The organism is Streptomyces yangpuensis (genome assembly GCF_024666385.1).
In the GTDB taxonomy this organism is placed as follows: domain Bacteria; phylum Actinomycetota; class Actinomycetes; order Streptomycetales; family Streptomycetaceae; genus Streptomyces; species Streptomyces yangpuensis.
The window spans coordinates 3,542,065-3,554,700 of the sequence record NZ_CP102514.1 but is presented as its reverse complement, the minus strand read 5'-3'; the positions used below and the strand labels follow the sequence as shown (position 1 = coordinate 3,554,700).

11 protein-coding genes and 4 tRNA genes are annotated in these 12,636 nt (G+C 72.2%); 7 read left to right on the top strand and 8 right to left on the bottom strand.

From position 1 onward, the window contains the following. Positions 1-4: 4 nt before the first annotated feature. The 3 genes from NRK68_RS16150 to NRK68_RS16140 all read right to left on the bottom strand — a co-directional run bounded on the left by NRK68_RS16150 (position 5) and on the right by NRK68_RS16140 (position 289). Positions 5-81 (bottom strand) — tRNA-Phe (locus NRK68_RS16150). 22 nt (positions 82-103) lie between these two features. Next, positions 104-177: transfer RNA gene (locus NRK68_RS16145), tRNA-Asp, on the bottom strand. 39 nt (positions 178-216) lie between these two features. Continuing rightward, positions 217-289 (bottom strand) — tRNA-Glu (locus NRK68_RS16140). Between the two features lie 104 nt (positions 290-393). Between NRK68_RS16140 and NRK68_RS16135 the strand changes: the two genes are divergently transcribed. The 6 genes from NRK68_RS16135 to NRK68_RS16110 all read left to right on the top strand — a co-directional run bounded on the left by NRK68_RS16135 (position 394) and on the right by NRK68_RS16110 (position 5,147). Next, entirely contained in the window at positions 394-744 is a 351-nt protein-coding gene (locus NRK68_RS16135; RefSeq protein WP_030012899.1) for a metallopeptidase family protein, read from the top strand. Further along, on the top strand, positions 741-1,235 hold the full coding sequence (locus NRK68_RS16130) for a FluC/FEX family fluoride channel (RefSeq protein ID WP_257856071.1): 495 nt from the start codon (positions 741-743) through the stop codon (positions 1,233-1,235). The genes NRK68_RS16135 and NRK68_RS16130 overlap by 4 nt, the downstream gene beginning before the upstream one ends. Then, entirely contained in the window at positions 1,232-1,606 is a 375-nt protein-coding gene (gene crcB / locus NRK68_RS16125; protein WP_183069737.1) for a fluoride efflux transporter CrcB, read from the top strand. Before NRK68_RS16130 ends, crcB begins: the two co-directional genes overlap by 4 nt. Before the next feature lie 95 nt (positions 1,607-1,701). After that, positions 1,702-2,241 carry a hypothetical protein gene (locus NRK68_RS16120; protein ID WP_257856070.1) on the top strand — a complete coding sequence of 180 codons (540 nt, stop codon included), beginning with the start codon at positions 1,702-1,704 and terminating at the stop codon, positions 2,239-2,241. Positions 2,242-2,520: 279 nt separating this feature from the next. Continuing rightward, complete coding sequence (locus NRK68_RS16115) at positions 2,521-4,830, top strand: DEAD/DEAH box helicase (protein WP_257856069.1); 2,310 nt, start codon at positions 2,521-2,523, stop codon at positions 4,828-4,830. A gap of 244 nt (positions 4,831-5,074) precedes the next feature. Continuing rightward, a tRNA-Lys gene (locus NRK68_RS16110) sits at positions 5,075-5,147 on the top strand. 105 nt (positions 5,148-5,252) lie between these two features. Here NRK68_RS16110 and NRK68_RS16105 read toward each other — a convergent pair. From NRK68_RS16105 to NRK68_RS16090, 4 genes are read right to left on the bottom strand one after another with little or no spacing between them, the layout of a single operon-like run. Beyond that, positions 5,253-5,687, bottom strand: coding sequence for a hypothetical protein (locus NRK68_RS16105; protein WP_183069734.1), 435 nt, complete (start codon positions 5,685-5,687; stop codon positions 5,253-5,255). A gap of 57 nt (positions 5,688-5,744) precedes the next feature. Continuing rightward, on the bottom strand, positions 5,745-9,338 hold the full coding sequence (locus NRK68_RS16100; RefSeq protein ID WP_257856067.1) for a CHAT domain-containing protein: 3,594 nt from the start codon (positions 9,336-9,338) through the stop codon (positions 5,745-5,747). Between the two features lie 28 nt (positions 9,339-9,366). Continuing rightward, positions 9,367-10,110, bottom strand: coding sequence for a hypothetical protein (locus tag NRK68_RS16095; protein ID WP_183069732.1), 744 nt, complete (start codon positions 10,108-10,110; stop codon positions 9,367-9,369). Next, entirely contained in the window at positions 10,107-10,268 is a 162-nt protein-coding gene (locus NRK68_RS16090; RefSeq protein WP_183069731.1) for a hypothetical protein, read from the bottom strand. Before NRK68_RS16090 ends, NRK68_RS16095 begins: the two co-directional genes overlap by 4 nt. 205 nt (positions 10,269-10,473) lie before the next feature. Here NRK68_RS16090 and NRK68_RS16085 point away from each other — a divergent pair, with 205 nt between their 5' ends. Continuing rightward, positions 10,474-10,989, top strand: coding sequence for a GNAT family N-acetyltransferase (locus NRK68_RS16085; protein ID WP_257856066.1), 516 nt, complete (start codon positions 10,474-10,476; stop codon positions 10,987-10,989). Positions 10,990-11,073: 84 nt separating this feature from the next. On the opposite strand, the gene NRK68_RS16080 is transcribed toward NRK68_RS16085, so the two are convergent. After that, on the bottom strand, positions 11,074-12,336 hold the full coding sequence (locus NRK68_RS16080) for an LPXTG cell wall anchor domain-containing protein (protein WP_257856065.1): 1,263 nt from the start codon (positions 12,334-12,336) through the stop codon (positions 11,074-11,076). Positions 12,337-12,636 lie beyond the last annotated feature (300 nt).

Here is a 12,636-nt window from a genome sequence, read left to right as displayed (position 1 = left end):
CCGATGGTGGCTGGGGCCGGGGTCGAACCGGCGACCTATCGCTTTTCAGGCGATCGCTCGTACCAACTGAGCTACCCAGCCACGAGACCGTTTCCGGCCTCAGCGATCCTGACGGGACTTGAACCCGCGACCTCCACCTTGACAGGGTGGCGAGCTAACCAACTGCTCCACAGGACCTTGCGGTGTGCGAGACAAAGTCTTGCACACGGTAATGCGTACCCCCAACGGGATTCGAACCCGTGCTACCGCCTTGAAAGGGCGGCGTCCTGGGCCACTAGACGATGAGGGCTAAAGACCCACCGGGCACTTGTTCAGCGCGTCGGGGACGTGAGAAGCATATGGGATCCGGGGAGCTATCGCCAAAACGGTTTCCCCCGGAGGGACAATGGCCCGGTGCTGGAGATGACGCGCGAGGAGTTCGAGGAGCTCGTCGCAGAGGCCCTGGACCGGATCCCGCCGGAGCTGACGCGGCTGATGGACAACGTGGCGGTGTTCGTCGAGGACGAGCCGCCCGCCGACGACCCGGAGCTGCTGGGGCTCTACGAGGGGACCCCGCTGACGGACCGCGGCGAGTGGTACGCCGGGGTGCTGCCGGACCGGATCACCATCTACCGCAATCCCACGTTGCGGATGTGCGAGGACCGGGAGAGCGTGGTCGCGGAGACGGAGGTCACCGTGGTGCACGAGATCGCCCACCACTTCGGGATCGACGACGAGCGGCTGCACGCGCTGGGGTACGGGTGAGCCGGAGAGGCTCCCGGCCCGCCCCCGGCGCCGCCGAGGCGATCGACCCGGACGTCGACCTGCACGTGCCCGCGCAGCGGGCCGAGCCGCAGGGCCAAGTGCTCGCGGCGGTGGCCGTCGGCGGTGCCCTGGGGGCCTCGGCCCGGTACGGGATCTCCCTGCTCTGGCCGGCCGCGCCCGGCGCCTTCCCGTGGGCGACCCTGTGGATCAACGCCTCCGGGTGCGCGCTGATCGGCGTCCTGATGGTGCTGATCAGCGAGGGCGGACGGACGGCGCCGCACCCGCTGCTGCGGCCCTTCGCCGGGGTCGGCGTACTCGGCGGCTTCACCACCTTCTCCACCTACGCGATGGACTTCTCGCGGCTGCTGGACGAGGGGGAGGCGCGGTCCGCGCTGGCCTACGCGGGGCTCACGGTGGTGGCCGCGCTGGGCGCGGTGTGGGCGGCGGCCTCGGTGACCCGGTTCGCCGTGCGGTACCCGGTGGCCCGGTGAACTGGCTGCTCGTGGTGGCGGGCGCGGTCGTGGGCGCCCCGCTGCGCTACCTGACGGACCGTGCGGTGCAGCAGCGGCACGACTCCGTCTTCCCGTGGGGGACCTTCGTCGTGAACACGGCCGGCTGTCTGGTGCTGGGGGTGCTGACCGGCGCGGCGGTGGCCGGGGCCGCCTCCTCGTGGGTGGTGCTGCTGCTGGGGCCCGGGCTGTGCGGTGCGCTGAGCACGTACTCGACCTTCTCGTACGAGACGCTGCGGCTGGCCGAGCGCGGCCGGGGTTTCCTGGCGGCGGCGAACGTCGTGATGTCGGTACTGGTCGGGCTGGGCGCGGTGCACCTCGGCGCACAGGTGGCGCGACAACTGTTCGCCTGAGGGCGTGTCCCTCACGGGGCAAAGGGAGTTGGGCACGACGACCCGCTCCTGCGGGCCTCTCGTCCCCAGGCTCCCCAGGCTCCGGAGGTGCCCCCGTGCGCCAGTTGTCCGCTTCCCTCAGACTGGCCGTCACCGCGCTCGCGGTCGCGGCGACGGCCGGCTGTATGAGCGTCGGCGAGGACGCCGCGAAGCCGGGGCCCTCCGCCGCTGCGGAGCGGCGCGCCGGCTCCGAGGCGGGTGCCGGGGCCGCCTCCGGGCGGGGCTCCGGGATCCGCGGCAACGGGCACGGCGCGAAGGACGGTACGGAGGGCCAGGGCGGCAAGCACAAGGAGGACGGCAAGGCCTCCGGCGCGACCGGGGCCACTCCCGGCCCGGGTGCGCCGAGCGGGGCGCCGGGCGCGGCCGTGCCGTCGGCGGGGCCGGGCGGCGGCGCCGGCGGGCAGGGCCCGCAGCAGCCGCCGGCGGGTGGTTCCGGCGGTCCGGGTTCCGGTGGACCGGGCGGGACGGGTGGCGGCCACCAGTCGGCGAGCCCGACCCTGGAGCCGCCGCTTCCGACGCCCCCTGTGACGGAACCCACGCCGAGTCCGTCGAGCCCGCAGCCGGAGCCCAGCACCCAGCCCGCACCCCAGGCCTAGGGGCGCCTGCGGCGGGTGACGGCTTCCGGAGGCGTGGCGGCACCCTCCCGATCCGAGGTGTTTGTGCAGGTCAGGGGTGATTCCACCGGAGCGACTTGCCAGACCCCCGGGAGGGTGCGTATGGTTATAGATCGTTTGATCCCATTGCCCGGCGCCGAATCCGAAGAGCGCCGTGTGGCGCGTACTCTCCCTAGCCGTGGCTGACCGCATTGAGGCGGTCGATTTGCGATTCACGGAGTTTGGGCGCGTGCCGAGACTCCGGAAGGTTTCGCATTTCGCATGTCCATTTCCAGTTCTGACCGTTCCGTCATGCCCGAGAACGACTCCAACGAGATCATCGACACCGAAGCCCTTGTGGTCACCGAGGCCATCGAGGCCGCAGAGGCCGAGGGCATCATCGAGGCTCTCGAGGCGGACGTGAGCGGTGGGTCCTTCGAGGACTCCTCCGACGACTTCGACGCCGATGCCGACGCCGAGCCCACGATCACCTTCGGTGACCTGGGTCTGCCCGAGGGCATCGTGCGCAAGCTTGCCCAGAACGGCGTCACCACCCCCTTCCCGATCCAGGCCGCGACCATCCCGGACGCCCTGGCCGGCAAGGACATCCTCGGCCGCGGCCGCACCGGCTCCGGCAAGACGCTCTCCTTCGGTCTGCCGACCCTGGCCACGCTGGCCGGCGGCCACACCGAGAAGAAGAAGCCCCGCGCGATCATCCTCACGCCGACCCGTGAGCTCGCGATGCAGGTCGCGGACGCCCTGCAGCCGTACGGCGACGTCCTCGGCCTGAAGATGAAGGTCGTCTGCGGCGGTACCTCCATGAGCAACCAGATCTACGCTCTGGAGCGCGGTGTCGACATCCTCGTCGCCACCCCGGGCCGACTGCGCGACATCATCAACCGCGGTGCCTGCTCCCTGGAGAACGTCCAGGTCGCGGTCCTCGACGAGGCCGACCAGATGGCCGACCTGGGCTTCCTGCCCGAGGTCACCGAGCTGCTCGACCAGATCCCCGAGGGCGGCCAGCGCATGCTCTTCTCCGCCACCATGGAGAACGAGATCGGCACCCTGGTCAAGCGCTACCTGTCCAGCCCCGTCACGCACGAGGTCGACAGCGCCCAGGGCAACGTCACGACCATGACGCACCACGTGCTCGTCGTGAAGCCGAAGGACAAGGCGCCGGTCACGGCCGCCATCGCCGCCCGCAAGGGCCGCACCATCATCTTCGTCCGCACCCAGCTGGGCGCCGACCGCATCGCCGAGCAGCTCGTCGAGGCCGGCGTGAAGGCCGACGCGCTGCACGGCGGTATGACGCAGGGCGCCCGTACCCGCGTCCTCGCCGACTTCAAGGACGGCTACGTCAACGCGCTCGTCGCCACCGACGTCGCCGCCCGAGGCATCCACGTCGACGGCATCGACCTGGTCCTGAACGTGGACCCGGCCGGAGACCACAAGGACTACCTGCACCGCTCGGGCCGTACCGCCCGTGCCGGCAAGTCCGGTGTCGTCGTCTCCCTCGCGCTGCCGCACCAGCGCCGCCAGATCTTCCGCCTGATGGAGGACGCGGGCGTCGACGCCTCGCGCCACATCGTCCAGGGCGCCGGCGCCTTCGAGCCGGAGGTCGCCGAGATCACCGGTGCCCGTTCGCTGACCGAGGTCCAGGCCGACTCCGCGAACAACGCCGCCAAGCAGGCCGAGCGCGAGGTCGCCGAGCTCACCAAGCAGCTGGAGCGCATGACGCGCCGCGCCGCCGAACTGCGCGAGGAGGCCGACCGCCTGGTCGCCCGTTCCGCGCGCGAGCGGGGCGAGGACCCGGAGGCCGCCGTCGCCGAGGTGGCCGAGGCCGCCGAGGCCGAGGTCGCGGCCGCCGCCGCGGCTGCCGCCGCCGAGATCGCCGCGCAGGAGCGCCGCGAGGAGAACCGCGCCCAGCGCGACGACCGCGGCAACTACGAGCGCCGGGACAACCGCGGTGGCGACCGCGGTGACCGTGGCGGCTTCCGCCGTGACGACCGCGGTGACCGTGGTGGCGACCGTGGTGGCTTCCGCCGTGACGACCGTCCCTCCGGTGGCTTCCGCCGCGACGACCGTCCGTCGGGTGGTTTCCGTCGTGACGACCGTCCGTCGGGTGGCTTCAACCGTGACGACCGCGGTGACCGTGGTGGCGACCGTGGCGGTTTCCGCCGTGACGACCGTCCCTCCGGTGGCTTCCGCCGCGACGACCGTCCGTCGGGTGGTTTCCGTCGTGACGACCGTCCGTCGGGTGGCTTCAACCGTGACGACCGCGGTGACCGTGGTGGCGACCGTGGTGGCTTCCGCCGCGACGACCGTCCGTCGGGTGGTTTCCGTCGCGATGACCGTCCGTCGGGTGGCTTCAACCGTGACGACCGCGGTGACCGTGGTGGCGACCGTGGTGGCTTCCGCCGCGACGACCGTCCGTCGGGTGGTTTCCGTCGCGATGACCGTCCGTCGGGTGGCTTCAACCGTGACGACCGCGGTGACCGTGGTGGCGACCGTGGCGGTTTCCGCCGCGACGACCGTCCCTCCGGTGGCTTCGGCCGCCGTGACGACAAGCCGCGCTGGAAGCGCAACGGCTGACAGCGGCTGAGCACGAACTCCTGACAGGGCCCCCACGACTCCGGTCGTGGGGGTCCTGTCGCATCACGTGCGACCTGTCGGTGACAAGGCGTCAGGTACTCCGATCGCCCCGGCGTGGAAGGGTTTCCGTCCCCCGCGTCCCGGCCGCCGGCCCGCCCCCCAACCCGACGCCGACAGGCCGGTCGGTCGATACCCGATCGGCTGACCGGCGCTGTCCGGCTATGCTCTGGGGTGAGCACCTGGAGGGCCATTAGCTCAATTGGCAGAGCAGCGGACTTTTAATCCGTTGGTTGTCGGTTCGAGTCCGACATGGCCTACCGCTCCCAGGCGGGGGAATCCCCCTCTGACCTGGTACTGAGCGCCCCACCCCGTTCCGGCCGGGTGGGGCGCTCAGGCTTTTCCGGCCCGCGCGCCCCCTCGTCTCAGAGGTAGGCGTTCTGGAAGGCCCGCGCGAACTCCGGGTCGGTCACCGAACCGTTGCCACCCCCTCCGGTGCGGTGGCCACGGCCGGAAAGGGCGAGGACCGGGTCGAGCACCTCCCGCATGTAGTGGCCGGTCCAATCGGAAGGCTGACCCTCGTAGCCCGGCATGGGCGTGAGGATCGCCAGGCTTCCGGCGGGGTGCCTGACGACACCCCACACGATGCGGTACATCCCGACGCGGCTCACGATGAGTCCGTCGGCCCTGACCTCGTGGTCCTCGGACAGGCGCGGGGCTACCTCGACAATCGCTCCGATGGTCTCGTTCAGGCCGATCGACGTCTGCACCGTGGTGACGAGCCCGGCGGCCTCCACCAGCCTGTGGAGGGTTTCCACCGCTGTACCGCGGGCGTGCGGGCTGAGCACAAGGTCGTACAAGGGATCCTCCGGTCGGGTTGGGAACGGCGTGACGGATGGTGCGGGAGGCCGGCCTTCTCAGCCGGTTGCCGGGCTGTCGTTCCACCTGGCGGGGTCGTCCTCCTCAACGGCGGCGGAGGAGCCGGCCGGTGGTGTCACGGGGAGGGCGTCGAGCGCGGCCCGGACCTTCTCGGCGGCGAGGGCGTCGCCGAAGGCCTCGTGGACTCCGAGAGCCTCCCGATAGGCGCGGCGGGCCTCGTCGAGGTGCCCGATGTCCCGCAAGCAGTCGGCGACGGTCAGGTGTGCGTCGCCCGATCCCCGTGTGTCGTCGGTGAGCTCGAAGAGGGAGAGTGCCCGGCGCCCCTCCGCGAGACCGGTGAGGGGCGCGCCGGAGAGACGGGCGAGTACGCCGAGGTGGGTGCGGTTGGACGCCTCGGCGGCGATCCTGCCGAGCCGCTGATTGAGCTGCAGGGCCGCGCGGAAGTGCCGTTCGGCGATGGCGTGCTCGGCCCGGTGCTGGGCGGAGATGCCCAGATGGTGGTGGGCGCGGGCGATGTCGATCGAGGCCTTCCGGCGTTCGGCCTCTTCCAGCACCGCGTCGAACGCCTCGTACGCGCCGTCGTGATCACCGGACATGGTGAGGAGGATGCCGATCCGCTGCCGGACCTCGGCCGCCGCGAACCGGTTGCCGTCGGCCTCGCAGATCGTGGCGGCGGCGTCGAGGTGGGTCCTGGCGGACGCCAGGTCGCCGGTCCGCTCGGCCAGGGAGGCGAGCCGCTGATGACAAGCGATCAGCGCCTGGCCGTCCTCGACCCGGTGGAAGACCGTCATCGCTGCGAGCAGCCCCTTGCGGGCTTCCACCAGTCTCCCGAGGTCCTCGTCGATCATGGAAATCTGGGCGAGGGTGGCGGCGGCGTCCCGTTCGAGCCCCATGTCGGCGAACACGTCCGCCGCGGCCCGGTAGCGGACCATGGCCGCGTCGAAGAGTCCTTGCTCATGCTCCACACTGCCGAGCTGGTGCTGGGCGTATGCGATGCCGCGCAGGTCGCCGGCCTTCTCGCTGATGGCCAGGGCCCGTTCCAGGTGCCCACGGGCGCCGGGCATGTCTCCGCGGTCGCGGGCGATGAGCCCGAGCTGCCGGTGCGTCATCGTCTCGTCCGGCGTGCCGGGTTCCATCCACTTCAGCAGGTCCGAGCAGATGCGTTCCTCCGTTCCCCACATGCCGGAGACGTGCAGGCGGCCGCACAACCTGCTGGCCACGCGTACGGCTCGCTCCTTCTCGCCCGATTCGACCAGATGGTGCATCGCCTCCTGCGCGGCGACGAGCCTCAGTTCGAGCGGGGCCCCGTCCTCCTCGAAGCGCCCTTGCCAGTACTGGGCCGCCGGGGCGTGTCCGGCTGCCTCCGCCTGCGGGTCGAGGCGTGCCAGCTCCGTCGCCGTCCAGCGGTGGACGAGCCAGCGGTCGCCTCCGTCGTCGGACGAGACCAGGCCGGATTCGACGAGGCGGCGCAACGGACGACGGCCGTCGTCGTCGGTGAATGCCGTGGCCGGGACGGGCTTGCGGAAGACCGCGGTGCGGTGAAGCATCGCGCGGGAAGGCCCGTCCAGAGCGGCGACGAGATCGGCCAGCAGCACATCGGCGGCGGCGAGCCGGGACGCCTCCGCCAGAGCGAGCCGGGGCCGTCCGTCGACCAGGGCCACGGCATCCGGCAGGGCGCCGTCGGTGAGCCGGTCCAGCCGGGCTGCCAGGTCGGCGGAGTCCGTGCGGCCACCGCTGAGGAGCGCGTCGAGGTAGTTGTACGTGCGGGGGTGGCCGCCGATGGCCCGCTGTACGTCTGCCCAGGCGCGGTGCGGCAGGCTGCGGAGCGCGGGCAGGCGGGCACGCAGCAGGGCGGTCTCCGCTTCGCTGAGCGCGGGCAGCGGCAGGTGGACCACACGGTCGGCCGCCGTGGGAGGCAGCGGCAGCGGGTGGCGGGAGGTGATCAGCGTTCGTGCCCCCGGGACTTCGGTGAGCCAGAGGCGGAGGAAGTCCGCAACCTCTCCGTCGCGATACACCAGGCCGCCGCCTTCCTCGGCCCTGACGAGGTTGTCCTCGAACCCGTCCAGGACCAGCAGCGGTGGCGGCCCGGTGAGCGCTGCGAGGCGCGTGCGCCAGGGCACCCGGGTGTCGGCGAGCCGCGCGTAGCCTTCGGCTCCGAGGGTCGCGCCGAGGGCGGCGAGGATCTGGTCGGTGTCCAGAGGACCGGACAGCAGGGCGAGGCCCGTACGTGCAGCCGGGAGGAGGCGCAGCACCTCGCCCAGGAACGAGGACTTCCCGGCGCCGCCCATGGCGTGGACGACGAGAGCGGGGTGTCCTTCGCCGCTCAGCGCGCGGACGGTGGTCCGCAGCAGGGATCGGCGGCCGACGAATTCACCGATCGGCATCGCGAGGGCGGTGACCGGCCGCGCGGATACGTCGGGAGCGGCGACGGCCTCGGCCGGCAGCAGCCCGGGGGCCACGGGGCGCCGCCCGTGGGGGTCTTCCGGCGGGGCGGGCCGCGTACGGTCCGCCTGGTGCGGGCCCCGCGCACCCGGGCGGGCGGGCTCCGCCACGGATCCGGCGAACAGGACCGCGGCGCCCCACTCCGGGAGCCGGCGTGCGCCGTCCTGCCGCCTGGCCCGCTCCAGCGAGATCCGCGCGTTCTGGAGGGCGTCGAGTACCTCGGCGCCCTGCGCCAGTTCCGAGTAGAAGGCGGCGATCAGCGTGCCGGCGTAGCTGTCGCTGACCTGGGTGGACATGGCCAGTACGCGGGGGATGCCGGATGCGGCGAGGTGCTGGGCCAGGCCGGGGAGTTCTCCCGCTCCTACGTCGCCGGCCCGTGGCACCGGGCCCGCCGCGGTGGCGCATCCGGCCAGAACGACGATGCCCGGGCGCGTCGGGGTCACCAGTGCCGCGGTCAGGCGCTCGGCGCCCTCCGGTGCCGGCCGGCCGGTGGCGTCCTCCAGGAGGAGCAGACCGGGCCGGGCATGGCAGGCGATGTGGACGACATCGGCCGGCGAGTCCGCCAGCGCCCGCGCGAGGCCGTCCAGGCTGCCCAGGCCGAGGGTCCGAAGACGTGCGCGGCCCGGCAGCCGGTCGACGACGTCGGCCAGCCGGCGGGTCTCCGCCTCCAGGTCCAGCAGAGCCGCCGGCACGGCGTCGGGGTCCTCGGGAAGCGGATTGGACAGCAGGGCCAGGACGTCGAGACGGCTTTCGGAGAAGTCCGGGCCCCTTCCGGGATACGCCGCCGCGGCGTCGGGCAATCGGTACGGCCGTACGACCGGGTGCAGGGCCAGTGGAGTCGTGGCGCCCGGCAGGATCATGGTTTCCCAGGGCAGCGCGGCCTGTTGGGGGCTGCTCGTCGCGAAGCCGAGGTGCAGGGTCCGTCCTGTGGCGCGCGCGGCATCGACGGCGGAGACGAGCCGGCTCGCCACCGGTCCGGGGACGGCTTCGGCGAGGTGCCGGCCGAGCAGCAGCAGCGCGTTGTCGATCTCGGCGAGCGCCTCCGGCTCCAGTCCCCGCAGAAGAGCCCGGGCGAAGGCGCGTTCGACGGCCCGATGGGTCTCTCGCAAGGAGAAGGCGGACGCGGTCGGGCCCGCCGCCCGTGCGACGACGGAGGGCCCGTCCAGGAGGGTCACGTGATCGGCACCCATGACGAGCCGACGATGCATGGTTGCGGGCTCAGCGTGCACAGGGGTCTCCGAGCAGGGGTGGCGGCGGCGGGGATGCCGTGGAGATGCAGATACGGACCGGCGCCGGGGCTTTGGACGTCGTGCCCGGTGCGGTGAAGAAGAGCGCGGCCCCGAGTACGACGGCGAGCGATGCCACGAAGGTGTCCCGGCGTGCCGTGCGCAGTGCTTCACGTACCTGCCAGGCGTGGATCCAGGTGAGCAGCCGCCGCTGGGTGCGTTCGGCGAGGCTCGCGTTGCCGCGGGCCACGGCCAGCGCGTGTTCGAGGGTGCGGCGCCGGGTCGCGTCGTCTTCGTGCACCAGCGCGGCCGTCAGCCGCGTACAGACGGCGGTGCGCAGAGTGCGCTCCTCCTGGAGTGCGACGGGGTCGGGGCTGAAGGGACCGTAGAAGTCGCCGGGCGAGCGGTCGATCAGTTCGCGCAGACCGCGCAACGCCGGGCGGCCGAGGTCGTCGAACGTGGCCACCCGGGGCGTCAGCACCTGACTGGTGCGGTGGATGGCCCAGGCCACTCCCAGGAGCGCCATCAGCAGGCCGGCTGCCGCGACGACGGCGTCGCCGACGTGGTGGAGTTTGCCCACGACCGTCAGCGGACCGCCGGCCAGCAGAAGGGATCCCGCTGCGGCCGCAGCCCCGACGATCCACCGGGCGGTGGACCTCATGTCGGCCACGGACGCCCGCAGATCGAGCACGACGGGATCCGCGTTCGTGGCGTCCGGCTCCGACGGAGTGGTCACTGATGGCCGCCCCCGCCGTCGTAGTCACGCATGTCCGGCGGCGTCCGGTCGTCCGGGAGCTCCCGGTTCTCGACCCAGGCGGCGCCGTCCCAGTACTCGACACGGGTTCCGACCAGTCGGATTTCCCCGACATCGGGCGGTGGTGGCGGAGTTGTCACCTTGTCATTGTGCTTCTCCCCGGCATCCCGTGCGGGCGGTTTCGACAGAGTTCTACGGTCAGAGGCCCGGCCACCGCCCGCACGTCACCCGAGACTCCTCGAACGAGGTGCGCGAGGGCTCGTCCGCCGGATCCCACCGGGTCCGGGGCGACTTGGGCGGTAAACCGGGTGAGCCGTGCGGACGGTGGGCGGTAGCGTCGGCGCCGTGACTCCGGTTCTGCGTACCGAACGCCTGCTGCTCGATCCGTACACCCCCGAGGACGAGGAAGCCTTCGTGGCGCTCTTCCAGGACACCCGGGTCTCCCGGTGGATGGGGGACGGCCCCGCCACCGAGGCCGAGGACCGCGCCCTGTTCGGGCGGGTCTTCACCAAGGTCTACGCCGAGGACCTCTTCGACGTCTGGGCCGTGCGCAGGGACGGACGGCTGGTCGGGCACGCCGAGATCAAGCGGACCGACGAGGTCGACGGCCACGAGATCATCTACGCCCTCGCCCCCGGCGCCTGGGGGTCCGGCCTCGGCACCGAGATCGCGGAGGCGGTCGTCGCGTACGGCTTCGGCGCGCTCGGCCTGACCGAGGTGCACGCCACGGTGGCCGCGGCCAACACGGCCTCCCTGGCCCTGCTGGCCCGCATCGGCTTCGCCCACGTCCGGGACGTGCGGGAGGACGACGGCTCCACCACCCGCGTCCTGACCCGCCACCGCGCACCCGCGGACGCCTGACCGCACCCCCGTACATGTGAAGCGCCCCGCCCGAGGGATCGGGCGGGGCGCTTCGGGGTGTTTTAGGGGTGTGGGGAGGTGCGATCAGACGTGGGTGCGGCGGCGGCGGCCGAGCCAGGCGGCGGCCGCGCCGAGCGCGACCAGGGCCGCGGCGAGGCCGGCGTACAGGCCGGTGGACGAGCCGGCGCCGGTGCTGGCCAGCGCGCCCGTGGAGGAGCCCGTGGTCGTCACGTCGGAGTTGCCGGTGGTGGTGGCGACGGCCTGCCGGACCGCCGTGGTGGAGGAGGGAGAGGCGGTCGGGGACGGGGTGGCGGTCGGGGTGGTGGTGGTCGGGGTGGTGGTCGGCTCGGCCGGCGCCGGCTCCGTGATCGGGACCAGCGGGAACTGCACCTGGGCGGTCCTGACGGGCCAGGTGTTGCCCTCGGCCTGGCGGACCTCGGCCTCCATGGTGATCGTGGTGCGCTTCGTCAGCTTGGTGTTCTTGCCCAGGCTGAGGCGCAGGGGCTGGGTGTGGACGCCGGAGGCGGCGCCGAAGCCCTTGGCGATGCGCGGCAGCTCGTAGCGGCTGTCCTCGGCCTTCAGGTCCTGCCAGCGGCCGTCGATCAGGGCCTGGAGCCGGAAGTCGGCGTCCTGCTCGCCCGGGTGGGAGAGGGTCAGGCTGGTGGCGAGGGCGGTGGCGAAGGTGCCGTCACCGGTGGCCTGGTGGTTCAGGTCCAGATAGGCGCGCTGCTCCTGGCCGTCCTTGCCCGAACTGACCTGCTTGAACCAGGTCTTCAGCTCACCCGTCTTGATCTGCGGGTCGACCTTGAAGAGGTGGGAGTCGGCGCCGCCGGGGGCGACGGAGCTGTTGGAGCTGCCGGCGGTGAAGGTGAAGTCGCCGTTGTTGGTGGGGTAGTTCGCGCCGAGACCGAGGGTGACCTTCCAGGTCATCTTGCCGTTCGCGGGGATGTCGAAGCCCGCGCCCGGCTCGCCGGCGGACGGAGAGAACTCGCCCTGCCACTCGCCGTCCTGCTGACCGATGCCGGACTTGGTCGCCGGGGCGTCCACCGCCTCGACCTTGAAGACGATGTCGCTCTCGTCGAGCCGGCTCGGGCCCTTCGGGTCGAGCAGCATCCACGGCTTGTACTCGACGGCCTTGCCGGTCGGGTTCTTCACCGTCAGGTCGAAGGTCTCGGTGGCGCCGCCGCGGGTCAGCGGGCCGCCGGGGACGGGAGCGCCCATCTCCGTACGCAGCACGGCGTGGTCGTCGGCGGCGGGTGCGGCGGACGCGGCGGTGGCCGAGAGCGGCAGCAGAGTGGTGACAACGCCGGCGACGACTGCGATGGCGGCTGCGGTGCGAACGGACATGGTGGGACTCCCCCCGGGAATCACAAGGGCATCGGCAGAGCGCCGAGCCGGTGGGTGTGGTCTGGTCTGACCTGGTCTGTGTCGTCCGGCCGGTTCGTGTTCCCCCTGGCCCTGGCGACAGATGAATCTTCACCCGGAACCGATCGCGGAACCATCCCTGCAGTGTCACCGCCGTGCAACAGAGATGATCTTGGTCTGGGTGGTGCTGGTTTCAGCCCGGTTTTCGGGCTTTGACCTGCGGTGATGCCGCTTCTTGGGTGGGCCGGCGATTAATTGGCGGAGGGCCGCTCCCGGATGCCG